Origin of the sequence: Floridaenema flaviceps BLCC-F50, assembly GCF_041929275.2 — a bacterium.
Taxonomy (GTDB): domain Bacteria; phylum Cyanobacteriota; class Cyanobacteriia; order Cyanobacteriales; family Aerosakkonemataceae; genus Floridanema; species Floridanema flaviceps.
The window spans coordinates 617,253-641,562 of sequence record NZ_JBHFNR020000002.1 but is presented as its reverse complement, the minus strand read 5'-3'; the positions used below and the strand labels follow the sequence as shown (position 1 = coordinate 641,562).

At 39.0% G+C, this 24,310-nt stretch carries 21 protein-coding genes; 14 read left to right on the top strand and 7 right to left on the bottom strand.

From position 1 onward, the window contains the following. Positions 1-85: 85 nt before the first annotated feature. Positions 86-394 (bottom strand): TIGR03792 family protein, encoded by a 309-nt coding sequence (locus ACE1CI_RS22865; RefSeq protein ID WP_413265950.1) that lies wholly within the window; start codon positions 392-394, stop codon positions 86-88. A gap of 27 nt (positions 395-421) precedes the next feature. On the opposite strand from ACE1CI_RS22865, the gene ACE1CI_RS22860 reads away from it, so the two are divergent. The 3 genes from ACE1CI_RS22860 to ACE1CI_RS22850 are packed head-to-tail and all read left to right on the top strand — an operon-like array spanning position 422 to position 1,471. Beyond that, positions 422-568 (top strand): hypothetical protein, encoded by a 147-nt coding sequence (locus ACE1CI_RS22860; RefSeq protein WP_413265949.1) that lies wholly within the window; start codon positions 422-424, stop codon positions 566-568. Continuing rightward, positions 547-873 carry a phasin family protein gene (locus ACE1CI_RS22855; RefSeq protein ID WP_413265948.1) on the top strand — a complete coding sequence of 109 codons (327 nt, stop codon included), beginning with the start codon at positions 547-549 and terminating at the stop codon, positions 871-873. The genes ACE1CI_RS22860 and ACE1CI_RS22855 overlap by 22 nt, the downstream gene beginning before the upstream one ends. 52 nt (positions 874-925) lie before the next feature. Beyond that, positions 926-1,471, top strand: a complete 546-nt coding sequence (locus ACE1CI_RS22850; RefSeq protein WP_413265947.1) for an FKBP-type peptidyl-prolyl cis-trans isomerase — start codon at positions 926-928, stop codon at positions 1,469-1,471. A gap of 91 nt (positions 1,472-1,562) precedes the next feature. Here the strand turns inward: ACE1CI_RS22850 and ACE1CI_RS22845 are convergent, their stop codons facing one another. The 3 genes from ACE1CI_RS22845 to gloB form a co-directional block, all read right to left on the bottom strand. Further along, positions 1,563-5,243 carry a replicative DNA helicase gene (locus ACE1CI_RS22845; RefSeq protein ID WP_413265946.1) on the bottom strand — a complete coding sequence of 1,227 codons (3,681 nt, stop codon included), beginning with the start codon at positions 5,241-5,243 and terminating at the stop codon, positions 1,563-1,565. Positions 5,244-5,337: 94 nt separating this feature from the next. Beyond that, entirely contained in the window at positions 5,338-5,802 is a 465-nt protein-coding gene (rplI, locus tag ACE1CI_RS22840; RefSeq protein ID WP_413265945.1) for a 50S ribosomal protein L9, read from the bottom strand. 112 nt (positions 5,803-5,914) lie between these two features. Then, positions 5,915-6,688, bottom strand: coding sequence for a hydroxyacylglutathione hydrolase (gene gloB / locus ACE1CI_RS22835; protein WP_413265944.1), 774 nt, complete (start codon positions 6,686-6,688; stop codon positions 5,915-5,917). Between the two features lie 387 nt (positions 6,689-7,075). Here gloB and galE point away from each other — a divergent pair, with 387 nt between their 5' ends. The 11 genes from galE to ACE1CI_RS22780 all read left to right on the top strand — a co-directional run bounded on the left by galE (position 7,076) and on the right by ACE1CI_RS22780 (position 19,459). Continuing rightward, positions 7,076-8,074, top strand: a complete 999-nt coding sequence (galE, locus tag ACE1CI_RS22830; RefSeq protein ID WP_413265943.1) for a UDP-glucose 4-epimerase GalE — start codon at positions 7,076-7,078, stop codon at positions 8,072-8,074. 103 nt (positions 8,075-8,177) lie between these two features. Continuing rightward, entirely contained in the window at positions 8,178-9,101 is a 924-nt protein-coding gene (locus ACE1CI_RS22825) for an alpha-1,2-fucosyltransferase (RefSeq protein ID WP_413265942.1), read from the top strand. A gap of 38 nt (positions 9,102-9,139) precedes the next feature. Then, positions 9,140-10,171 (top strand): hypothetical protein, encoded by a 1,032-nt coding sequence (locus ACE1CI_RS22820; protein WP_413265941.1) that lies wholly within the window; start codon positions 9,140-9,142, stop codon positions 10,169-10,171. A gap of 69 nt (positions 10,172-10,240) precedes the next feature. Then, entirely contained in the window at positions 10,241-11,185 is a 945-nt protein-coding gene (locus ACE1CI_RS22815) for a beta-1,6-N-acetylglucosaminyltransferase (protein ID WP_413265940.1), read from the top strand. Positions 11,186-11,197: 12 nt separating this feature from the next. Then, complete coding sequence (locus ACE1CI_RS22810) at positions 11,198-12,025, top strand: hypothetical protein (protein WP_413265939.1); 828 nt, start codon at positions 11,198-11,200, stop codon at positions 12,023-12,025. A 33-nt stretch (positions 12,026-12,058) separates the two neighbouring features. Beyond that, the gene (locus ACE1CI_RS22805; RefSeq protein ID WP_413265938.1) at positions 12,059-13,246 is read left to right on the top strand and encodes a glycosyltransferase family 4 protein; all 1,188 of its coding nucleotides are present in this window, start codon (positions 12,059-12,061) and stop codon (positions 13,244-13,246) included. A gap of 55 nt (positions 13,247-13,301) precedes the next feature. After that, positions 13,302-15,314 carry an ABC transporter ATP-binding protein gene (locus tag ACE1CI_RS22800; RefSeq protein ID WP_413265937.1) on the top strand — a complete coding sequence of 671 codons (2,013 nt, stop codon included), beginning with the start codon at positions 13,302-13,304 and terminating at the stop codon, positions 15,312-15,314. A gap of 16 nt (positions 15,315-15,330) precedes the next feature. Further along, on the top strand, positions 15,331-16,527 hold the full coding sequence (locus tag ACE1CI_RS22795) for a glycosyltransferase (protein ID WP_496615719.1): 1,197 nt from the start codon (positions 15,331-15,333) through the stop codon (positions 16,525-16,527). A 30-nt stretch (positions 16,528-16,557) separates the two neighbouring features. Continuing rightward, on the top strand, positions 16,558-17,520 hold the full coding sequence (locus ACE1CI_RS22790) for a glycosyltransferase family 10 domain-containing protein (protein ID WP_413265935.1): 963 nt from the start codon (positions 16,558-16,560) through the stop codon (positions 17,518-17,520). Positions 17,521-17,544: 24 nt separating this feature from the next. After that, the gene (locus ACE1CI_RS22785; RefSeq protein WP_413265934.1) at positions 17,545-18,543 is read left to right on the top strand and encodes an Npun_R2821/Npun_R2822 family protein; all 999 of its coding nucleotides are present in this window, start codon (positions 17,545-17,547) and stop codon (positions 18,541-18,543) included. Positions 18,544-18,553: 10 nt separating this feature from the next. Then, on the top strand, positions 18,554-19,459 hold the full coding sequence (locus ACE1CI_RS22780) for an Npun_R2821/Npun_R2822 family protein (protein WP_413265933.1): 906 nt from the start codon (positions 18,554-18,556) through the stop codon (positions 19,457-19,459). 76 nt (positions 19,460-19,535) lie between these two features. Here ACE1CI_RS22780 and ACE1CI_RS22775 read toward each other — a convergent pair whose 3' ends face one another. The 3 genes from ACE1CI_RS22775 to ACE1CI_RS22765 all read right to left on the bottom strand — a co-directional run bounded on the left by ACE1CI_RS22775 (position 19,536) and on the right by ACE1CI_RS22765 (position 23,924). Next, a complete protein-coding gene (locus tag ACE1CI_RS22775; protein ID WP_413261245.1) occupies positions 19,536-21,305 on the bottom strand; it encodes a DUF6798 domain-containing protein in 1,770 nt (589 codons plus the stop codon). 442 nt (positions 21,306-21,747) lie between these two features. Continuing rightward, the gene (locus tag ACE1CI_RS22770) at positions 21,748-22,074 is read right to left on the bottom strand and encodes a hypothetical protein (protein WP_459563980.1); all 327 of its coding nucleotides are present in this window, start codon (positions 22,072-22,074) and stop codon (positions 21,748-21,750) included. A 101-nt stretch (positions 22,075-22,175) separates the two neighbouring features. Next, a complete protein-coding gene (locus tag ACE1CI_RS22765) occupies positions 22,176-23,924 on the bottom strand; it encodes an ABC1 kinase family protein (RefSeq protein WP_413261243.1) in 1,749 nt (582 codons plus the stop codon). Positions 23,925-24,310: the final 386 nt, after the last annotated feature.

Genomic DNA, 24,310 nt, shown 5'->3' with positions numbered 1-24,310 from the left:
GCCCCCCTGCCCCTCTGCCCCTCTGCCCCCCTGCCCCTCTGCCCCTCTGCCCCTCTGCCCCTCTGCCCCTCTGCCCCCCTGCCTCTCAAACGTGGGGAAACTTGCGGACTTGGTACTCTTTGGACTCCAGCATTTGATAGGAGTTGCCCATTGCTTGGCTAAAGCGTTGTTCTGTTTCATCCAGTAACTTTTGGGGAAAGGATTCCCATTGTTCGCGACTTGCCCAGTGAATGACACAAATTACTTCTGTGGGAGAGTCAGGGCTAATCCAAATTTCCTTGCCTAAAAAGCCGGGACTTTTAGCCAGGACTGCTGTCCAGATTTCCGTATCTTTTTGGATAAATTCTTCCCGTCGTTCTAAATCTACTTGAAACTTGAGCCACTCTATTACCATCGGCATACCCCATCAAAAAATCGAAAATTGAAAATCTCAAATCTAAAATCGGATGACACAATGGAATTGTGTGCCGGAATGCACAAGTTCCAGCATAGCTATATGGGCGATATTTTAATTGCCTTTTTTGAGCAAGGAAGTGGGAAAAGAGCATGGATAGCAATAATTGGCTGAAGCAGCTATTGATGGTGGGCGTAGGTACGACATCTTTGGTGGCAGAGAAAATTCGGGAAGTTAGCGATGAGTGGGTTAAGGAAGGTAAAATTAATCCTGACCAAGCGAAGGCGTTTGTTGATGATTTGATGAATCAGTTGAAGTCAGATCAAGGTAACAATTTTGAGGCGCAGATGCAGCGCCAGATGCGAAATATGATGCAGGATTTGGGTGTGGCGCGTCAGTCGGAAGTGGATGAGTTACGGGGAAGGATTGACCGTTTGGAACGTCAGGTGCGTGACTTGGAAAATAAGCTGTGGCGTTAAGAAAACTGCTAGGATTTGATGGCAGCTGCAAAGATTTCAGGGAGGAAGAATTTTGAAAGCGATTCTGATCAGCGTTGCAGTTATGCTGGTCTGTGGGTTAATTTTGCTGGTGGCGCAAATTAGCAGCGCCCAAAAGCCAGCTTTAGCTGATGAACTAACTGCGCCTCAACAACAGGTGGCTAGTTCAGCACCCCAAGGTACTTTATTTGCGAGTAATACTATGTCTAATCCATCAAGTGCTGATTCGGGAAATGAAGCAGCCGTTACCACGCCTTCTGGCCTAAAGTATGTCGAGTTGGTAGAAGGAACTGGCGCTACTCCGAATGCTGGTCAAACGGTGGTCGTGCATTACACTGGCACTTTGGAGAATGGGAAGAAGTTTGATAGTTCGCGCGATCGCAATCAGCCCTTTTCCTTTAAATTAGGTGCAGGAAAAGTGATTAAAGGCTGGGACGAAGGACTCAGCACCATGAGAGTTGGCGGTCGTCGTCAACTAATCATTCCCCCAGAATTAGGTTACGGTCCTCGTGGCGCTGGTGGAGTTATTCCCCCTAACGCCACTCTCGTTTTTGATGTGGAACTGTTGAGAATACAGTAATTAGAAGGGAACAGGGAACAGGGAATAGGGAACAGGGAATAGGGAATAGGTAACAGGGGAAAAATTTATTTCTTCCCTGCCCCCCTGCCCCCTATCCTCGATGGGGGGATGCCATATTTCGGAAACGGGTAAATTGAGGATCGAAGAGTAATTTGATTGCTCCTGTTGGGCCGTTGCGGTGTTTGGTAATAATTATTTCTGCTACGCCTCTGTCAGGAGTGTCTGGGTTATAGTATTCATCACGATAAAGCATGATTACTAAATCTGCGTCTTGTTCAATTGAGTTATGAACTACGATGTTATTGGCAATGAAATTATGAAAATAAGGAACCGTTAAATCGTAAACTTCAGCCTCACCATCTGCTTCTATAGAGATTATTTCATCCCAATAAACATCGCTGGTAGCTAATCTTTTAATCTCATCAGATTTAACAATTAAAGCTAGTTTATCTGCTCTTGTACGGCTCAAGTTTTGCTTATACAAGGTAGTTCCACAATATTTATTTCCAAGTAAAGTCTGTGTCTGTCTCGTAGTTAATCCATACTGCTGCATAGCTGGGACAGCATACATTCTCCATATATCATTGGGAATAATATCTCTGTTAGTATTTGCTGTACGTACTTGAATATAGTTGCCTATTTCTCTGAGACTTTGTTGTTTGTATTTTCCCACAGCACCCACTAATTCAACAAAGCTTTCTAAATCAGGTCTACCAGTTACCCAAACTTGATATTGATCTCTTCCTTTATTGAGTTGTGGAACTACAGATAGTCGAGCATTAATACCAAGACGTAGTAATAATGACTGAACATCTCGCGATAATCTCTCACTGCTGGAAGTATAGTAAACATTAGGATAACTAGACTTTCCTTGAACTGGTCTAATACAACCATCTGTACTCCAAAGATGACGCAAGAAAATACTAATAGCAGTTTGAGGTTGTTCAAAAACTTCATTAGGAATAAATTTTTCATAAGACCTCAAACCAAAAACACCCATAGTATTTAGCCATTCAACCAAGGGATTTCTAATTTTATGGGTAAGATGATAACTTGCGGCAAGATAGACTTGATACCAATTACGTTCTTTAACAATTCTTGGTTTAATTAAATCTCCGAAAACTTCAATAGCTAAGGAAACAACTGTGTTTGCTAAATCTTCTTCTCTGGTAGTATATTGAATGGCGTGATTTGGTAAAGTACAACCATCTCCTATTAAATGACCGAGTAATCCGAGTTCAGAATTAGTCATCAATTGTTGAGATGGACTTGCTAAAGAGCGAGGTAAAGCAATACGGGAACCTACTTCTAATTGGTCTAATCTTTGCCAACCGTTAATTGTCAAAAATTTATGATTCCCAGTTGCTTTAATAGTACGTCCTAAGCGTGTGGTTAATTTTAAAACTGGTTTAATTCCTGTGGAAAAGGCATTGCTGACAATAGCCTTTTCTAATTTCATTGTAGTTTGATTAAGCGCCCAAACATTAAAACCAGATTTTCCGACTAAGCTGCAAATTGGTACTTGAACGCCACTATCTGCTAATGTAACTAAAGTATCACCTGTTAAACATCCTGATTCTCTCAAATCTGCCATCATTGGGCGTTTATTTGTTCTGGCTTCTACTCCCCGACTTAGCTGAGATAGGGCGATTACTGGTACGTTTAATTCACGGGCTAAACCTTTTAAACTTCTAGTAATTTTCGATAATTCTTGGACGCGATTATCGCCTCCTCCTTCCATTAATTGCAAGTAATCTATTAAGATTAATCCTAATTCTGAGCCGATTTCTGCTTGCAAGCGTCGGGCTTGACTTTTCATTTCGGTGACTGTAATGTTGGCGGAGTCGTCAATGTAAATTGGGAGTTCGGTTAATACTCCTAATGCACGATTTAAAAAGTCCCATTCGTTTTGACTAATTCTACCCGATCGCAAACGGTTACTTTCAATTTCTGCTTCGCCAGATAACATTCTTTGTACCAATTGCTCTTTTGACATTTCTAGGCTGAAAACTGCGATCGGTAATTTATGTAACCGAGCAATTTGGTAAGCTATTCCTAAAGCAAAGCTAGTATTGTGAACGCAAATATCATTAGCTAAAAAGTTGTGAGTTTCAGGAATAGTTAAATCATATACTTGTTTGTAGCCAACTGACTCAATAGAAACTATTTCATCCCAATAAATTTCACTGGTTGCTAACTGTTGAAGTGGCAAATTTTCTAAAGCTAATGCTAACTTAAAAAGCTTTTCTCGTGATAAAGCCCTTTTACCAACGTGGATATTACTATAACCTTTGATTCCTGCACGTTGGGCTAAATGCTGCCAAGATTCACTCCCTTTAGCTACTGCTATTTGTTGCCAAATTTCTTTAGGAATTAAATCTTTGTTTGTTTGATATCGCTTACTAACTAAAGCTTGCTGCACTTTTAAAAGTGCTTTTTCTTTACCAAAAATACTAATTTCGGCAATGAAAGTTTTAATAGATTGGGCATCAGTAATGTCTAATTGCCAAGCTTGTCTCCGACTATCTTTATATTTAACAGAACGCTTTTTGAGTGTAGCTATGATTCCAAATCGTAGCAGAAGATGTTGAATTTGCCGAGCCATTTTTTCGCTGACTGTACAGTATCCTAACTGTGATTGACCACTAGCAAGAACTGTCGCCCATCCATCGGTAGCAAAAAGTCGGTTTAAAAATAGGGCGAGTTGCGATCGCTCTAATTGAAAAACTATCCCTGGTATAATTTTATCATGAGCATTTCCAATTAAATATGCCAATAATTTTATTTTTTCTTCGCTTAATCTTTCCTGACCAAAAACATTTAACTGTCGCGGTACAGCAATTTTTACACCTGGTTTAAGTTCTGCAAGTGGACACCATCCATTTATTGTTAGATAAGGATGTGTAATTGTGGTTTCAATAGATCTTCCTAAACGAGTTGTTACCCGAAAGACAGGTTTTATGCCATCATCTACAAATGCGGATGGTTGAGTAAAGTAAAATTTGCCATCTTTTCCCAATGTTAATAATTTAGCATTGCGAGTATTGTAAATATCCTGAATTGTGACAACTCTGCCATCGGCTAAAAGTATTTCACTGTCGGCGCTACAACATTTTCCCATTGAGGGTCTGCCAGCTACAATGATTAAATCCGATCGCTGAAAACCGCCTGTCATGGCATCTAAATCATAAAAATCGCAAGTTAGTCCGGGTAAAGTTAATTCTTGATTTCGGATTTCTAATTCTTGAAATGTATGAATTAAAGTTTCCGAAATTGATACTAAACCTTGTTGGGGTCTTTCTTGGGTAATGCCGAAAACTTTTTCTTCGGCTTCATCAAGAATAATCGGTAATTCTTTAGCTGTATCGTAACCTAATTGAGCGATCTCATGTCCGACATGAATCAATTTGCGGCGAAGATATTTGTCTACTATTAGTTTGGCATATTGGTCAATGTTAACGGCGCTGACGGTGCGATCGACCAACTGCACCAATTTACTTTGACCGCCAATTTTATCTAATAATTTATGATCGGCAAGCCAAGCCATTACTGTTAATAAATCAGTTGGCTTACCTTGACTATGTAAAGTTGATGTGGCGCGATAAATAATTTTATGGGCTTCTAAAGAAAAAGATTCGGAAGTTAACAGATCGGCAACGCGGTTAATTGCTTCGGGATCGATGAGAATACCGCCTAAAATCGATTCTTCAGCTTCGATATTTTGCGGAGGTAAGCGATCGCCAACACTCTGAAAATTAATAGAGTCAACCATAATAAATATTGGCTAATTATATAGTCAGCCATTAGCCATTGAGCAAAAGAATATCCAAATGACTAATGACTAATGACCAATGACAAACCCCAAATTAGCTTGCAGTTCCAAGAACTATAATCTCTATTTGGGCAGATACTTCTGGGTGGATCTTAACTTCTGCTTTGTAGGTACCAGTTTTGCGAATTTCGGGTAAAGTAATACCGCGACGATCGACTTCATGACCAGTAACTTGCTGAATGATTTGTGCAACTTCCTTATTGGTCACACTACCAAAGATAGCATCTCCTTCCCCAGCCTGCTCCCGCACGGTAAAGTTACCGACTCTTTCGATCGCAGTTTTGATCGCCAATGCTTGTTCCTTAAGTTCCGCAAGGCGTTGACGTTCTTGTTCTCTGCGGCGTTCTACTTGTTTGAGAATTCCGGGAGTAACGTGAGTCGCAAATTGCCTGGGAATGAGATAATTACGCGCATAGCCGGGGGCTACATCCACAACGTCGCCAGATCTGCCCAGCTTGTTGACATCTTGTAATAAAACTAATTGAACTCGTTTGCTCATGAGCGTTCCTGTGGAGCCTGGGTAAAATATATCCGAACATACAATATTAGCGAAATGTGGGGAGCGATCGCAATTTCTGACAATCTCCTCATTTCGCTAAATCTGACTAAATTTAAAAGTGATCTTTCATTCCCCGCAGTTTGGCAAAGGTTTGTATCGGGTCTTGACTCTTCACTGCTGATTGTAAATTAGGATTATCCCAACGTAGAAAGGGATTAGTTTGCTTTTCGGTTCCTAACATTGATGGTACAGTTGGCTGATGGCGATCGCGAGCCGTTCTCACCTCATCATATCTAGCTTGCAACTCCGAGTTTGTCCGATCTACAGTTAAAGCAAATTGGAGATTTTTCAGCGTATACTCATGAGCACACCAAACTCTAGTATTGTCCGGTAAATTCCGCAGTTTCCCCAAAGAATCAACCATTTGTGTGGGTGTACCTTCAAACAGTCTGCCACAACCACCAGCAAACAAAGTATCGCCGCAGAACAACTCTCCTGTTTCCCCCTCCATAGTTGGAGGAAAATAGTAAGCAATGTGGGCGCGAGTATGTCCGGGAACAAAAATAACAGAAGCTAGGCGATCGGCAAAAGTAACCTGAGCACCTTCTTTTAAAAATACCTGTTGTCCGGGAATTCTCCCTTTGTCCTCTGCGCCTCCATAAACACAAACATTGGGAAAACTTGCCATTAACTGCTGATTACCCCCTACGTGATCGTGATGGTGGTGAGTATTAAAAATAGCAACTAACTTGGCATTCAGAGTTTCCAGTGCCCGCAATACCGGGGAAGCTTCTGCTGGATCGATCGCAGCAGCAGTATTCGTTTCGCGATCGTGTAATAAAAAGATGTAATTGTCCGATAGTGCAGAGAGTCGGTGAACCTGCATACCAAGGTACCTCAGTAGTAAGTAAGATGAACGCAGCTAATTCGCCACAACAAGAAAAAGCAGTATGATTGCTTTAGTAATCGATCGGCTGTAAATATTTTGTTGGCCTTAGTGGTAGTTTACTGCCAAGACATGGGCAAACTATAAAAGAGGTCAATTTCATACATGAGAGGGAACTTCCAGGGCAAGTCTGCTGTTAATGTTAAGCAAATAATCGACCAGATCTTAATTTCGGGGCAAGTTAGTCGAGAAGAGTATATGCAGCTTACCTCAGCTATACTTTCAGACAAACAAATTACGGAAGAAGACCGCCGTCAAATTAATCACATCTTTGATTATTTACAAGCTGGTCGGTTGAAATTAATAGATTAGTTACATTCAGGAAAAATGTCACAAACCAAACCTACTATTTTAGTTACAGGTGGTGCCGGATACATCGGTTCCCACGCAGTCCAAGCACTCCAAAAATCAGGCTATGATGTGGTGATTTTGGATAATTTAGTTTATGGACATCGAGATATTGTAGAGAATGCGTTAAAGGTAGAGTTAATCGTTGGTGATACTGGCGATCGCGCTTTACTAGATAACTTATTCTCTAGTCGAAATATCGCCGCAGTCATGCACTTTGCTGCTTATGCTTATGTAGGTGAATCTGTAACCGATCCGGCAAAATATTATCGCAACAACGTAGTAGGAACTCTGACACTTTTAGAAGCAATGGTAGCAGCTAACGTGAAGAAATTTGTGTTTTCTTCTACTTGCGCTACTTATGGTGTTCCCAAAACAATTCCGATTCCCGAAGATCATCCCCAAGATCCGATTAACCCTTACGGTGCAAGTAAGTTAATGGTAGAACGGATATTAGCGGATTTCGATGTTGCTTATGATTTTAAATCCGTCTCCTTCCGTTACTTTAATGCCGCTGGTGCCGATCCTAATGGTTTGTTAGGTGAAGATCATAACCCCGAAACTCACTTGTTACCTTTAGTTTTAATGGTAGCTTTAGGTAAGCGGGAATCAGTTTCAATTTTTGGCACAGATTATCCCACTCCTGATGGCACTTGTATTCGGGATTATATCCACGTTTGTGATTTAGCAGATGCTCATGTTTTGGGTTTAGAATATCTGTTGAATGGTGGAGATTCTAACATATTTAACTTGGGTAATGGCAGTGGGTTTTCCGTGAAAGAAGCGATCGACGCTGCTAGAGAAGTCACAGGGAAAGAGATTAAGGCTGTAGAGTGCGATCGTCGTCCCGGAGATCCGCCAATGTTAGTTGGAAGCAGCGAAAAAGCCCGGGTAATTTTAGGTTGGCAACCTCAATATGGCGATATCAAAGATATCATAACCCATGCCTGGAATTGGCATCAAAAACGTCACGCATGATCGGGAATATTTGTCAGACGGTTAGTTAACTGTCTGACAAAAGTTTTTAATTATGGTTGCTTCTACATTTCACTAATCAACAATAAGTTTGAGGTTAAGATAGATGATAATAATATCTGCAAAGTCTGGACAATTGGGTAACAGATTATTGCTTTTTGCTAATTGTATTGCCTTTGCTATAGAGAATAAAATTAAGGTGTTAAACCCAGCTTTTGAAGAGTATGCTGAGTTTTTCCAATCAACTTCTCGTGACTTGTTTTGTGCTTATCCGCCTGTAAGATTGCCAATAAAGGTAAGTAAGTTTGCGCGAAGTAAATATTATCAATTTAATCGACGTTTAGCCGAGAGTGGAATTTTTAAAACTGTTAACTTAACTAGAGAAAAGCCTTTTAATTGGAGTGATTCTAAATTTACTGAGGAATTGCAAACAAGTGCGATCGCTTTTATGCAAGGATGGCTGTTAAGAGATGGATGGTTTGTTAAAGATACTGCTTTATTACAAAAACATTCAACAGCAATTAGAAAATACTTTACTCCGTTAGAAAAGTACAGACTCAATGTGGGTAAACTAATATCAAGTATAAGAAACCAGGTTGATATTCTCGTGGGAGTACATATTCGACATGGAGATTACGCCACACATCAAAATGGCAAATACTTTTACTCTAGTGAAGACTATGTGAAAGTAATGAAATCGGTAGAACAGCTTTTTCCTAATCAAAAAGTCGGATTTCTAATTTGTACAAATGGAGAATCAGATCCCAAATTATTCCAGGGTTTGAATTACTTTTTTGCCAATAATCAAATTATTGAAGATATGTATGCCTTAGCTGAATGTGATTATATTGTAGGGCCACCAAGCAGTTATACAATGTGGGCATCTTTTTATGGCGATCGACCTCTCTATAAAATCAGAGATGTAAATCAGGAGCCAAAATTGCCTGAATTTGTACATTTTTATGAATGGCAAGGAGTTTTTCACTACCGAGAAGATTGGAGTCAAAGTTTTTGGGAATGGAAAAATTGAGGAAATTTAAAACAAATTGCTAACAATTGCTAATCAATATGACTGACAAATTACCACCAATTTATTTTTACATTCCCGAAAAGCAATGGCCTATGGGATATGTAACAAACAGTCCCGAAGAATATGGACAGTGGATGAGTTCTTGGGGTAGTAGATATGGCAGAGGTAAGTATGACTGGACTTTACTAACTTATCTTCATTTAAAAGCCGATGGATTTCCCTGTGAATTGATAAATCATATACCTGCTGAAGGAATTGTTGTCGCGCATAAAGATTTTTTTTCTGATAACTTACGACCTTCGCCAAAGTTGCTGATAGTTTGTATTAAAGTAGACCGCGATCCGCACCCATATTCTCAAGTGCAAATTGTGCAAAATCCTCAAGATGAAATGTTGAAGCGATCGCCAAAATTATGGCAGAGCTACACTATCAGGTTATGGGTGCAAAGTGGGTTAATTCCTCGCGATCCGACTCGTGGCGATCGCTTTGAAAATATTGGCTTTTTCGGTGTTACAGGAACTTTAGCACCTGAATTGCAAAAACCAGAATGGGAAGAAAAACTTCATAAATTAGGTTTGCGCTGGCAAATAGTGGAACCAAATAGCTGGCATGACTATAGTGAAACAGATGCGATCGTTGCTGTACGTAGCTTTGATGGTAATACATTTGATAGCAAACCTCCCTCAAAGCTAATTAACGCTTGGTTAGCTGATGTTCCCGCAATTCTTGGCTGTGAAACTGCATACCGCAAAGAACGCCGCAGCGAACTTGATTATATAGAAGTAGCCTCAGTCGAAGAGACAATTAACGCTCTTTGTCGCTTACGTGACGATCGCAACTTGCGTCAAGCAATGGTAGAAAACGGCAGAATTAGGGGAAAAGAAATGGGAAATCCCAGCATCGTTTCCCGGTGGCGTTATTTCTTAACAGAGGTAGCTACTCCCGCCTATTACCGTTGGTCTAAAGCTGGGAAATGGTATCAGCAAACATTTTTGTTTTATCGATATCTAAACTTGAAACTAAACAGCTTAAAACTTCGCATCCAAAAACTTTTTAGGACTGCAAAATAGCTGGTTATTACCCATAAAATAGGCAATTCAAATTAAGTAGATTGAATAAACTAGGAGTAGAAAAAAGGTATGAAAGTTTGTTACTTTATCCAGACTCACAAATGTCCAGAGCAGATTTATCGATTAGTTCGCACGATTAAACAATCAAGCCCTAATTCTATAATCCTGCTGAATCATAATTTCCGTAGTAGCCCTTTAGATCTGAGTCCTATTGAAGATTTATCAAATGTTCATCTACTCACGAATCAAGAAACTTTAGTTAGAGGAAACTTTTCTTGCCAAGTTCAACCCTATTTAAATGCTATCAATTGGTTATTTGAAAATAATTGTGAATTTGATTGGCTGATTAATCTCACAGGTCAAGACTACCCAACCCAGCCAATTTCAGAAATTGAAGACTTTCTCGCCAAAACGGATAGTGATGGTTTTATTCGCTATTGGGACGTTTTTGGAAAAGACATTCCTTGGAATAAAGAAAAAGGATTTAAGCGTTATTATTGTCAGTATTGGCGAGTTCCCGGACGCAAAGCATACAGTTTCTTGAAAACATTACAGAAACTAAAGATTATTAAAAAATACACTCCTCTGCAATTTTATTTAACTTACGGGCCATTGCTGGGGCTACCGAGTCGGTCAGTTCCCTTTAACAAGGAGTTTATTTGTTATGGAGGTTGGGCGTGGTACACTCTTTCTAGAAACTGCGTAGAATATATCAGAGAGTTTGTTAAAAACAACCCAAAAATAGTTGATTACTATAAAAAAACGGTAGTACCAGAGGAGTCTTTTGTCCAAACTATTCTGGTCAATAGCAAAAAATTTAAGCTAGTTAATGATGATAAACGTTACATAGATTATTCATCAGCTTTTCGCGGTTCTCCAAGAATTTTAACAATTGACGATTATGAGACTATCACTAATGGTAATTACCATTTTGCGAGAAAATTTGAGCTAGAAGTAGATAGAAAAATTCTCGATCGATTAGATGATGCACTTTTACTCAAATCAGATGCTTAAGGAAAAACAAACATGAAATCAGCAACGAAAGGTTTTATCACAATTTTGACAGGTCTTTACTCTTTTCAAGACTGCATCCACTTTTTAGCTTCCGTGAGGAAATTCCATGAGGAACCAATTGCCATTTTGATCGATCGCGTTCCGCCAATTTTACACCCTTTGCTTAAAGCTCCTGGAAATGTAACATTAATACCTGCACCAGCCAGCGAAAATCCAGTATTAGCATCTCGATTAGCTAAGTTAGCTTTATATGAAAAATCACCTTTTGAGAAAACAATATATCTAGATTGTGATATTTGTTTACTCTCAAAAATTGATGAAGTTTTTGATTTCTTAGATGCAGCAGATTTTCTAGTAACCGAAGATGTTCAGCCGTCAATTGTTAAAGCTTCCAACTTGCTAAGAGTTAAGCAAGAGATATTACCAACTCTTCAATCTGTCGGATTACCACTTAACGAAAATAGCGTCCAATATAATGGAGGATTTTTGGGATTTAAAAAGAGCGCCAAAACTCAAGAATTTTTCCAGAAGTGGGGAATGTATTTTGACATAGTGAGAAACAATCAAGATGTGCTGTTGTTAAAAGATCAAGGTGCTTTCGCTGCTGCGATCGAAACTGTAAAACCACAGATGAAGATTCTCTCACCTATTTATAACTATCTGGACAAATGGAAGAGCAATTACAATATTAATGAACCAGTCAAAGTTTTACACTGTACTTATCCTTATCGTCCTCAATATGCTAAGGATATAACTCGTTCTTTTTCCACGAGAGTTTTTGATAAATTAGCCACCTTATTCCTACCTAACCAGGTAAAAAATCCCTGGCGTAGCAGATAGGTTAAACTATGAGGTGATTGGCATAAGACCTAAATGAAAACTTTTTCCAAGATAACGATACTAGTTGGTGATTTAGCAAGTGCTGGTTTAATCCGCGCTTACTTGCTAGCAAAATCCTTATTACAGGCAGGATACGAAGTTGAGATAGTAGGATTTATTTTAGCTCAGGAATTTTACAAAGAAATTCCCAATGATGTAAAAATTATTGCTATCAAATTAACTGACTATCCAGGATTTTTTCAGCCTATTGGCGAAGTAATGAAAGCAATTAAAGGAGATTTGATTTATGCAGTGAAACCTCAACTAGCTAGTTTTGGAATAGCTCTGCTCAATAGATTATATACTCAGCGACCTGTAATTTTAGATATTGATGACTGGGAACTCAGTTGGCATGGTGGAGATGAGTGGCAATATCGCCCTACATTAAAGCAATTAGCTAGAGATATTCTGAAAAAAGATGGCGCTTTAAGATATCCAAATCATCCATTATATTTAAAGTGGATGGAGGGATTAATTAATCAAGCAAATGCTATAACCACACACACTCATTTTCTCCAAAAACGTTTTGGTGGAGCATTTGTTCCCAATGGCAAAGATACTGTATTATTCGATCCTAAGAACTATGATGATAAAGAGTGCAGAAATCGCTATGGCTTAGATGGATACCGAGTGCTGATGTTTCCAGGAGCACCACGTCCTTACAAGGGTTTGGAAGATGTTTTAGTGGCTTTGGATAAACTGAATCAACCAGACTTAAAATTAGTGATTGTTGGTGGCAGCCCCTATGATGATTATGATGATAAACTCATGCAAAAATGGGGAAATAGGATTATTAAGTTGTCGAAGTATCCTGTAAATCTGATGCCGGAAGTGGTAGCTGCTGCTCACATTGTAATTGTTCCACAACGCGATACTCCAGCTACTCAAGCGCAATTTCCTTTAAAAATAACTGATGGTATGGCAATGGCAAAGCCAGTTTTAGCAACTAAAGTAGGAGATATACCGTCCATACTGGGAGGAACAGGGTATCTTGTAGAACCTAGTTCACCAGAGCAATTAGCAGAGAAAATTGAGTGGCTATTCCAAAATTTGGAAGAAGCGCAAGAAAAAGGAAAGCAAGCAAGAGAAAGATGCGTGAAGTACTACAGTATAGATGCAATGTCAGCTATACTTGCAGAAATCATTCAAGGCTTGGAGCCGAAACGATCCAAAATTTACTAAAAATGTTTTGTTTTTAGTGAGTAAGGCTTAATCAATATATACTAGGGAGCGCTAAATGACTTCCAATACATTTCTATTAAAATTTGCCCGTCGTTATCCAGTTTGGATTTTGATGACAATCATACTGGGGTTTTCAGGTGCTTTATTTAATGGTGTGAGTACTACTCTAATTGTGCCAGTACTATTAAATTTTTTAGGGCAGAGCATAGCTGTTAAAGGTGCGCCACCACTGATCCAAAAGCTAATTTCACCCTTCTCTGGTGTGCCAGTACAGTATCGGCTAGGAATAATGGCATTAGTAATTTTATTAGCAATTGTTTTAAAGAATATTGCTAGCTATGGCAGTAGTTTAGTATCAAGTTCTTTGATGCGAAAACTAACTTCAGACCTGCGAGAAGAAGGAATAGCGTTATTATTAGAAGTTGATTTAAGTTATTACTCCCAAATGAAAGTGGGAGATTTACTCAATCGTTTGGGGGCAGAAATTGGTCGTGCTGCTGGGACAATTGGTACAGTAATTAGAATCATAAGTATTGCAATTACAATTCTAGTATTTACGGGATTACTAATAGCAATTTCTTGGCAACTGACAGTGGCAACAACAATATTGATGAGTTTAGTGGCATTAGTTAATCAATATTCAATTGCCCGCTCTAGAGTCTTTGGCAAAGCGCTATCAGAAATGTCGAGAGCTTATTCAGTAAGAGTGTTAGAAGTCCTCAGTGGGATTAGATTAGTTAAGTCTGTTGGGAATGAAGAAGTTGAGTATGACCGTTTGCATAAGTTAATTCGCGATCGCGAAAAGGCTGATTTCCAAACACAAGTAGTAGGTGCAGCAATTGGTCCGGTTAGTGAAGTGGCTGGCATTTTAGTAGTAATGGGAATTGTGATTTTAGGTCGCTTTTTCTTAAGTTCTCAAGTCCAATCATTTTCAGCTATATTGCTGACTTATTTATTGGTACTTTTTCGATTACTGCCTTTTATTGGTCAGTTAAATAATGCTAGGAGTCAACTTGCCAGTAGTAATGCCAGCGTGGAAATGGCACAGGAGTTCTTGCGGCGTGATAATAAACCATTCATGAAGAATGGTGAGAAAAAATTTGAGCAATTACGCCAAGGAATTCATTTCAATAAAGTCACTTTTAATTATCCCAATCATGAGAAATTAACTCTCAAGGAAGTGGATTTGTATTTACCAAGGGGGACAACTTTAGCTTTAGTGGGGGGATCGGGTGCTGGTAAGTCAACTTTGGCAGATCTTTTACCGAGATTTTATGACCCTACTTCTGGCGCTATTACTATAGATGGAATTGATCTGCGGGAATTTAATTTAAAAAGCCTCAGAACTGCAATGGGAATTGTCAGTCAAGAAACATTTCTCTTTAATGAGACGGTGCGGAATAACATTGCTTACGGACATCCTGAAGCGACGGATCAGGAAATTTTTGAGGCGGCAAAACGAGCAAATGCTTATGAATTTATTGAAAAATTACCCCAAGGATTTGAAACTTTTATTGGCGATCGCGGCGTGATGTTATCTGGTGGACAACGACAAAGATTGGCGATCGCTCGTGCGCTGTTACAAAACCCAGATATCTTAATCCTTGATGAAGCTACCAGCGCCTTAGATACAGTTTCCGAAAGGTTAGTTCAACAAGCAATAGATGAACTTAGTCGCGATCGGACTACCCTAGTAATTGCTCACCGTCTTTCTACTATCCAAAAAGCCGATCAAATTGCGGTTCTAGAACAAGGTCGAGTTGTGGAAGTTGGTAGTCATGAAGAACTTTTAAATAAAGGTGGTTTCTATACAAGACTTTATTCGCTGCAATTCTCCGAAACCTCTGACAATGTATTTGACCGTAATCAAGAAATTCGCCATCAACTGTCTTATGACGTGCGGACTAAACTGAATAGTTTGATCGGTAATTTGAGGATATTAGCTGATAATTTGGTAGATACTCCTGAAGAACAACAGGAAATAATCACTGAATCATATACATCAGCTTTGAGTTTACTACAAAGCATGGAACGCTTTGAGCATAGCAACCAATTACCAATAAAATAAGCATAAAAAACGACCAATGACTAAGCACTATATATTTTTTACTAGAAATGTCTTACCCCAGCCTCAAGCTCATTTAGTGCAAGTTGCTCATTCGGCAAATGCAGCTGCTAACTTGGGTTATCCCGCAGTTTTAGTATATTTGCATCAAAAGAGCAACTTAGCAAATATTGGGGAACTGTTTTATCCTTTTCATCCCCAACCACCTGAAGAAGATTTAGCCAGATTTTATAATCTTCAAGATCAACTAAAAGTAGCTGCTTTGCCTACGCCTTGGCCGCTCGATCGAGTTGGGGGAAAATTTACTCATATCAGCACAGTAATCTCAAAATACTACTTTCCGGTTCACATATTACCCCGGACAAAAATTGTCCATACCAGAGATTGGAACTTTGCCAAAACAGCTATTAAACATAGCATTCCGGTAATATACGAACATCATCACCATGAAGATAAAAAATTTGAACCGGAAATTGTCAATCATCCCCTATTTCAAATTTCTGTAACTGTTGCTGATACCGTCCGAGATAGCATGATTGAAAATGGTATGCCACCGGAAAAAGTAATTAAACTACACAATGGGTTTAATGAAATTTTCCTGAAAAGACAACCAGAAGCAGCAGCAGATTGGCGCAAAAAATTGCTAAGTGATGGAAGGGAGAAATTAGTAGTTTACTCTGGTGCATTGAGTAAGTTTAAAGGTGTTGATTTGCTAATTGATGTAGCTAAAGAATTACCACAAATTCAATTTGTTTTGGCAGGTGGTAATGAGTCACAAATACAAGCTTATCAACAGATATCTAGAGAAAAACAACTGCAAAATGTGACATTTTTAGGTTATTTACCGCAAAATGAATTGTCTTGTTTACTACAAGCAGCTGATGTTTTAGCTCACCCGCATTGTGCTGGAAAAGAAGCGAGTTTTACCTCTCCTTTAAAGTTATTTGATTACATGGCTTCAGGCACTCCCATTGCAGCAACAGAAATTCAACCTTTAATGGAGTTTAAATCTTCTCCCGCTGTGGTTGGGTGGTGCGAACCAGACAACCCGAAAGCATTTGCTCAATGCTTAGAAAAAGTTTTATTAACCCATCCCAGACGAGTAGAAGGTTACACAGATAACATGGATTTTGTGCGCCAGTTTTCCTGTGAAAATAGAATCGCCAAAATTCTTAGTTATGTAGAAGATTCTATGCGTCCAGAATTAGTTAATTAGTAATTTTAGTTATTTAAGCAGGGTAGATATATGGGTAAAAAAATTGTCGGGATGTTGAGTTCATATCCAAATTTGAATCAACTTGATTGGTTATGGCAGCAAACTCCACATAATTTTGGGATTTGGGGCAATATTCAAATGCTTGCCCAAGCGGAAAAACCGGATTTTTTATTACTTTATAATTTTGCTGGCTTGCGGAAGGTAACTACCAAAAAGTTTTGGTTTTCCCAACCGGAAAGTTACAATATTTACTACCCGGAAGAAGAAATGAGACAACTACTTCGAGGTGTACCAAAAGAACAGGTTGTCTTTCTTTGGCGAGAACCACCCCTAGAGGAAGTTGTTGGGAGAAATAAGGCTTCTTATGAGTGGGCAAAAAGTTACTGCGGTCATATTTCTGCGCCAGATGATGCTGCACCAAACCCAGATTATATGCCTGCTATTTGGTATCATTCTAATTCTTTTCGGGAGTTAAATGAAATGGGTTGTCCAGAAAAGGTAGAGAGTTGTAGCTGGATAACTTCTGGTATTAGTCGTACTGCTAATCATCGTCAGCGATTGGAATTTTTGCGATCGCTAAAATCAAGCGAAATTAAGTTCGATTTATATGGTCGAGGTTTACCAGACTGGGCTAAAGCTGCTGGGGAACTTAATAATAAATGGTATGGGATGGCACCTTATTACTATAGTTTGGCGATCGAGAACTACGCTGATAATGATTGGTATATTAGCGAAAAAATGTGGGATGCTTTATTAGCTTGGTGCTTGCCAATTTATTATGGGGGTTCAGCAGCAGATAAGTTGTTGCCTCCTGGTAGTTTTCTCAGACTACCCAGTTTAGATGAAAAGGGAGTAGCCTATATTAAAGAAGTAACTGCTACACCAGATGCTTGGTATGCTGCTAAAGATGCGATCGCACAAGCAAGGCAAATCGTTCTTCACAAACTAAATTTATTGGAATGGCTATCCAATTTCACAAAAAACTTCTCCTGATTCATTAAATTTTTGGAGACTCCAATGACCGATGGTATTTACATATTAGCTAACGATGTGGTGTACAACCAACTGGTAGCCTTACTGAACAGTATCGAAGTAAATGCAGGTAAAGAATATCCAGTTTGTGTAATTCCTTATGACGATCGCCTAGAACAAGTTCGTCAAGAAGTTGCAGCGAGAAAAAATGTTAAATTATTAGAAGATAAAGCTTGGATCGATCGTTGGGAAAATTTCGCCACAGAAATTTGGAAAGCTCATCCAAATGCTTTTAATATTTGGCAAGAAAGAGGTCATACAGGTGTGTACCGGATGGGAATGCACCGACGCTTTGGCGGGTTTGATGGCCCATTTGAACGGTTTATTTACTTGGATGCTGATATTTTGGTGCTAAATTCATTAGAACCAATCTTTCAGCGTTTAAATGATTATGACTTTGTAGTTTATGATTTTCAATACAAAGACCCTACTCACGTATACAACGTAAATTCTGAAAAATTGTTAAAGGTATTTGATAAACAACGGATTGATTCAGAAATATTTTGCGCTGGGTTGTACGCTTCTAAAAAGGGAGTCTTTGACGAAGAAAGGAGAAATTACCTTTTATCGAAGTTGCAAGAAGGTGATGCAGAAATATTATATCAAAATGGGCCAGATCAAACAATCCTCAATTACATGGTTATGAAATCTGGGATTTCTTGCTATAATTTTTCGCGTCAATTGTCGGCAGATGAAGTAACAGGATGTTGTGTAACTTCTCCTCACTTCGAGGCACGACATAATGTGTTGTACGATAAAGGAAAGAGGTTAATTTACTTACATTACATTGGGTTATCTTCTAAACTATTTAACAGACTTTGTGAAGGAGAAAATATTGATTTTCCCTATCGAGATTTGTTCTTGCATTATCGCTATTTGCACGAACAAGAATTGCAGCCAAAATTTACAGGTAAACCAAAACCATATAATCCACCACCCAGTTTAGCAACAAAAGTTTTGCGAAAATTGGGATTAAAACGTTGAGGAAAAAGAAATGAGTCGTGGTATTTATATTGTGGCAAATGAGAAAGTAGGGGAAAATGCGATCGCACTTTTAAACAGCATCCGCTACTACGATCCCGAAGTGCCAGTATTTTTAATTCCCTTTAATGACGATTACCAAAATTTAGCAGCAACGCTTACCCAGAAACATAACGTTCAAATTTTTCCCGACCTAGAATTTCTCAATCAATTTACTAATAAAATTGGTGAGATTTTCGATCGCGACTTTCTCGCCCTACCCAACAAAATGCGAAAATTAGTAGCATGGTTTGGCCCCTTAGATGAATTTCTCTACATTGATACAGACATTATTGTATTTGAGAAAATCGCTAACCTATTAGATTACTTGTCAGAATATGGCTTTATTTGCTGTGACTATCACCACGCAGGTAGAGGACTGCAAGATATTTTTGCACCCGACATAAAAGAAAAGGAAATATTTACCGAAGAACAGTTAAGCGATGTTTTCAATAGTGGCTTTTGGGCATCCAAAAAAGGCGCAATTTCCGAAACTCAGATGTATGAATTGTTGCGGGAATGTTCCCAACATCGGGAATACTTTGACTTTTCTCGACAAGTTACAGATCAACCAATTCTTAATTATATAATTCTCAAAGCAATTCCCAAACGACTTAACCTCGTGAAAATTCCTGGTGGAGGGGCTGGAAGTTGGGCAGGTTCAAAACATTTTCAAGAAAAAGATCGTGCCCTTTATGATGGGGAAAAACGACTACAATATGTCCATTGGGCTGGTATTGCCATGAAACCAGGTGCACCCTATCAAGAAATTTGGGAATACTACCGTTATCTTAACGAACCAAAACCAACTCAAACATCTACCGCCCAGACAAGTAATTTTTGGCAGCAGACGATCGACAAAGTTAAAAAGTTATTCTAAAAAATTAGGCACGTTGTTGCGCTTGGGCGCTCTTATCACCATTGGAATAAGAGCGCCCAAGCGCAACAACATACCATTAATTGATTTCTAATACTTTGAAGGTTTTATTTTCAAAGACTTGAGGAAATTGAGAAGCTTTTTTCGTCGGCACAATCCAATATTTAACAGGGAAACGAGATTGGAGAACTTTTACATCTCGATCGGACATTTTTTCATATAAAGACTTCAGGGTTTGTCTCGCCTTTTTCTCAGTTAAACCTGATTCAGTAATATCAACACCTAAAGCCTTAATTCTTTGGGCCCATGCCTTTACATAAGGTCGATCCCAAAGGATTGCAGAACCATCTTTCCAAGTAGCAAAAGCTGGACGTTTTGCCAAACCGCGAAAATTTTCTCCCCAGCCAGTAGGGTCTACAATGAATACCGCATCACTAGAAGTATTAGCATTTGCCCAGTTAGCAACTTCTACAAGTGTGGATGCTGGTTGCTTAATAAAAGCCCCTGCAAAACTCTTACTTTTTGACAGGTCACTTAGAAAATTTTGTAATCCAAATAAGAAAACGCAAAGTGTTAGTAGAATAGCCAAACGATTGGGACTTACTTTACACAAAAGATAGTAAGCTACGGGATGCAAAATTAGAGCAATGATGCAAACGGCAATAATATAAGGCCCTAAAATTGGATTCCAAATCAAAATTGTAGCGCCAAAAACTGCTGCTAAAAATGCTCTCCTTTGCCAACCTTTTGTTTCTTCTAATTTGACAGCACAAGCTGAAACAAAAGCGACTGCGGCGAAGCAATACCATAAGTCAGTTCCTCTGGCAGGGTGCATGACTATCATCGCAGGCGACTTAGCAATATAAGCAGCAAAAAAAGCGTAAGCCAGCCAGAAAATACTCACTCCAGCCCAGATTACACTATGCTTAAATAGCTTGCCAATTCTATCTCTATATTGATAGAGGAAAGTTAACAGTAAGATGATTAAAAGAGCGAATCGCCCAAATACTGCTTTGTTCCAAGTTAAGGGATAAAGATGATGAGGAAAACGCACTTGAGTAGCAGTCAGCCACAAGCTGTTATCAGTAGCACCTCGACCAAATGCAGAGAGGGTGAGGAGTATGGCTGGAGAGGCTAATATGAGGAATAAACCGAAGGCTGGTAGCCATTTTTTCCAGGCTTTTAAGTAACTGGAATCTAGTAAAAATACCGCCCCAAAATATGTTAAAGCATAAGTTCCATACATACTGTTTAAGTTAAATCCAATTGCTGTCCAAATAGCGCACCAAATTGGATTGAATTTATAGAGAGATGCGATCGCCAGTAGAAAAAATGGTATAGATAAACCAGTCTGTTCAAAGGTATTAGGAACGATCGTACCTGAACCTAAAATTGGGTCGAGAGCTAAGGCGAATAACGCCATCGCACCGACAGCAGCGAGTTGAGATTTAGGGGCAAAAGTTTGGGCTAGGTGATTGGCAGCATAAATTAAAAACAGTCTATAAACCAGAAATAAAGTCAGTAGTAAAGGTTCTAGCGGAATAACTTTGACAAGTAAGGCTATGACTCGCCAAAGCATAGATGAATAATATGGCAGCGTATCGCCAAATGGATCGTTGGGATATAAAGTGGGATCGTTAAGTTTATAAACCAGTGGTATTTGTAAAGCTTGGTTACTGGAGTAAATAACGTATCCTGTGATTAGTAATGAGGAGATATAGAAAAGCAGAATATAGACATAAGTGGGTATTTTAAAGTCAATTAGTAGCAGTTTTTTCCCGGCAAATTTATTGTAAGAAGCAACGCTTGACGGAGTTTTTTCTTTAGCTGATAGTGATTCTTCATTCATAGTGAATTCTTCTTTTTAATAGGTAGCAATACTTTTTCGATAACGGGTTAGCTAACTTTATCAAAGCCGATCGCAATTACTAGCACAAATCAAACATTATTTTATCTAACTAACCTCATTATTCATTACTTTTATACTTTATGATCAACCTTTTTAACTTCAGTGTTTATACTAACTTTATCTAAATTAAAACGACATAAACCGTACCACCTAGCCGCTAATAATATTCCTAGCAGGAGAACTCCGCCAAAGAAGTAATACTCAGATCTTGCACCAAGGCTAAAAACTGGGTTTCTTGGCCTACAGTGCGTAAGTCCTAATTTTGTATAAAAAAGCCAGTCCTTAACCACAAGTTAAAAGGACTGACTTATAATAATTTTTTAGCTGAGTGATTAATAGCATCAGGAGAGAATTAATTCTCTCCCAAGCTTTCAGGAAAAATTTAGCTGAAAGAATCTAAATCTAAAGCTTTCGATCCTCCCTTGTTTAACTGCATTAAAAGTTTGCCAAGTTGAGACCAAACTAGCCAACCCATAAAAACTGTCAGTGGGATAGAAATTGCGTAAGAAAGCCAAGTAGGAAAGCCAAAAATCTCTAACCCAGAGCCTAGAAAAACGCAAACTCCGATACAAATTCCGAAAAAAGGCAGTTGTAACTGCGTTCCTTGTAATTTGGCAATAATTCGAGAGGAACGAGTTCTCGCCCATTCTTGTACCAGTTCTTTAAGTGTTGCTTCAAAAGCTAAACCTGATGTAAGTCCTGCTAGCATTCCAGCTACTAGCAGAAAGTAGGGGGGGTCTTGAACTATGAACACGAATCACTCCCGAAACTATTAATTCTGAGATTAAATCTTATCAGGCAAAGGATGTTTTACTGTAAAGTTTGGCGACCGGAAAAAGCTGCCAATGCTTCTACAGATGGTATGGTTGAAAATTCTGCCAATGCGCCCAAAGCGGCGTTAAATATTTGGGCTGGCTTGATTTCATTTTTAATCAAATTCCAAAGACGTTGGACTTCTTCGGTATGCAGTCGATCGTCCTCTGTTAAAGCCAGAACTAATTGACGACGGAGGAATTTACCTTCATCAGACAGGAGGTATTGTAAACCGAGTTGGGCGGTGGGGAACAGATCGAAAGTGTCGTCTGTACGAGCGATCGCAATCAGATTTTCTAACCGCTGCCATTGGAATCTACCATCTTTAAACAATACCTCAATCAAACGTCGCCGTAACTGAGGAGTTTCTCCGGTTAACAATCTTCGCGCCACATAAGGATAAGCAACTTCCACAATCTTAAAATTCGGATTAATGCTCAGTGCTAAACCTTCTTGTGTCACCAAAGAACGAATAATTAAGGCAAATTTAGCGGGAACGCGGAAGGGATAATCGTACATTAATTCCGAGAAGCGATCGGTAATCGTTTTAAAATTAAAATCCCGCACGCTTTCGCCCATCACATCGCCCAACACTGCTTCTAATGCCGGAACAATAGGATTAATATCGGTTTCTGGAGTTAAAAAGCCGAGTTTAACAAAATCCTCTGCTAAATGCTCGTAATCTTTATTAATTAGATGTACGACAGCATCGACCAGGGTTTCTTTTGTCTCCTGCTCTAACTGATCCATCATCCCGAAATCAATATAAGCCATTTGACCACCCTGCACCCATTTGCTAGGTTGTCTTTCTGCATCAACAGGACATTGCGGCGGTATAGCAAATAAGTTACCAGGGTGTGGATCGGCATGGAAAAATCCATGTTCTAATAACTGTTGTAATCCTGATGTTACCCCAATCCGAATAATCGCATCGCTGTCGAGTCCTTGTTTTTCGAGTTCTTCGGTGTTGGTGAGTTTCAGTCCGTAAATCCATTCTAAAGTCAGCACTCGATGGGAACTATAGCGCCAGTAAATCACGGGAACTTTTACTTCTGGATTATCTCGGAAGTTGGCAGCAAATTTTTCGGCGTTGCGCCCTTCGTTTAAGTAATCAATTTCTTCAAATAGCTTTGTCCCGAATTCATCGACAATTAAGGTTAAGTCATGCCCTAAATTCAGAGGTAGCCAAGGTGCTAACCAACTTGCTGCCCAACGCATTAAATATAGGTCTAAAGTTATAACGGGAAGCAAGTTAGGACGTTGGACTTTAACTGCTACTTCTTCACCTGTTTTGAGTCGGGCGCGATAAACTTGCCCTAAGCTGGCGGCAGCGACTGGTTGCGGTGAAATACTTGCGTATGCTTCGGTTATCGGTCTTTTTAATTCGGTTTCGATAATTCTAAAGGCGATCGCAGTATCAAACGGTGGTAATTGATCTTGTAATTTGACTAACTCTTCTAAAAAGTCTTTACGAATTAAGTCTGGTCTTGTTGAGAGTGCTTGACCTACTTTAATAAATGTCGGCCCCAGGTGAGTGAGTATTTCCCGTAACTGGCAGGCTCTTCTTGACTTATTCTCCTCTACTTGCCCCGACCATTCATCTAACTTTAACCCTAAAATAAACCCGGCAAACATCCAGATTACGGTTAAAGTTCGCCATAGTGCTAACCAAGGACGTTTTTTGTAGTAATTGGCGATCGCTTGTGGATTGTACCTTCTTGACTCAGCTAGTTGATGTTGACTCACGCTTATGTCTGCCTGTTGAAACGAAAAGTTTTTTTTATGAAATGGCTTCCTTTAGGAACGCCTTTATTTCACCCAATCACAAGAATAGTAATGATCTCTGGGTAATACTTCCGCAAAATTTGCTAACTTTACCCGTCGATTTTTACTTTTATTTTTTACGTTTTATTAACTCCAGTATACAAAACTATAATACTTCCCGTCCAAAAGAATCAACTATTGGGGATCAATGATTCTCTTTTATAAAGCAAATGCTTTTTGTCAATTTTCATTAATAAATCTTATTAAAAGCTATCAACGAAAATTTACTTCAGAAATACTGTTAACGAAGCTAGAACTACAGCTAAATCAGGATGCTCAAGAGTAAAATCTTAGTTGGTGTTTCAGTT

Bases quoted from the DNA above. Each gene is read 5' to 3' on its own strand.
- ACE1CI_RS22845 (WP_413265946.1), bottom strand. From the start codon at position 5,243: ATGGTTGACTCTATTAATTTTCAGAGTGTTGGCGATCGCTTACCTCCG.
- rplI (WP_413265945.1), bottom strand. From the start codon at position 5,802: ATGAGCAAACGAGTTCAATTAGTTTTATTACAAGATGTCAACAAGCTG.
- ACE1CI_RS22780 (WP_413265933.1), top strand. From the start codon at position 18,554: ATGAGTCGTGGTATTTATATTGTGGCAAATGAGAAAGTAGGGGAAAAT.
- ACE1CI_RS22800 (WP_413265937.1), top strand. From the start codon at position 13,302: ATGACTTCCAATACATTTCTATTAAAATTTGCCCGTCGTTATCCAGTT.
- ACE1CI_RS22810 (WP_413265939.1), top strand. From the start codon at position 11,198: ATGAAATCAGCAACGAAAGGTTTTATCACAATTTTGACAGGTCTTTAC.
- ACE1CI_RS22815 (WP_413265940.1), top strand. From the start codon at position 10,241: ATGAAAGTTTGTTACTTTATCCAGACTCACAAATGTCCAGAGCAGATT.
- ACE1CI_RS22795 (WP_496615719.1), top strand. From the start codon at position 15,331: ATGACTAAGCACTATATATTTTTTACTAGAAATGTCTTACCCCAGCCT.
- ACE1CI_RS22805 (WP_413265938.1), top strand. From the start codon at position 12,059: ATGAAAACTTTTTCCAAGATAACGATACTAGTTGGTGATTTAGCAAGT.
- ACE1CI_RS22775 (WP_413261245.1), bottom strand. From the start codon at position 21,305: ATGAATGAAGAATCACTATCAGCTAAAGAAAAAACTCCGTCAAGCGTT.
- ACE1CI_RS22865 (WP_413265950.1), bottom strand. From the start codon at position 394: ATGGTAATAGAGTGGCTCAAGTTTCAAGTAGATTTAGAACGACGGGAA.
- ACE1CI_RS22785 (WP_413265934.1), top strand. From the start codon at position 17,545: ATGACCGATGGTATTTACATATTAGCTAACGATGTGGTGTACAACCAA.
- gloB (WP_413265944.1), bottom strand. From the start codon at position 6,688: ATGCAGGTTCACCGACTCTCTGCACTATCGGACAATTACATCTTTTTA.
- ACE1CI_RS22770 (WP_459563980.1), bottom strand. From the start codon at position 22,074: ATGCTAGCAGGACTTACATCAGGTTTAGCTTTTGAAGCAACACTTAAA.
- galE (WP_413265943.1), top strand. From the start codon at position 7,076: ATGTCACAAACCAAACCTACTATTTTAGTTACAGGTGGTGCCGGATAC.
- ACE1CI_RS22825 (WP_413265942.1), top strand. From the start codon at position 8,178: ATGATAATAATATCTGCAAAGTCTGGACAATTGGGTAACAGATTATTG.
- ACE1CI_RS22790 (WP_413265935.1), top strand. From the start codon at position 16,558: ATGGGTAAAAAAATTGTCGGGATGTTGAGTTCATATCCAAATTTGAAT.
- ACE1CI_RS22855 (WP_413265948.1), top strand. From the start codon at position 547: ATGGATAGCAATAATTGGCTGAAGCAGCTATTGATGGTGGGCGTAGGT.
- ACE1CI_RS22820 (WP_413265941.1), top strand. From the start codon at position 9,140: ATGACTGACAAATTACCACCAATTTATTTTTACATTCCCGAAAAGCAA.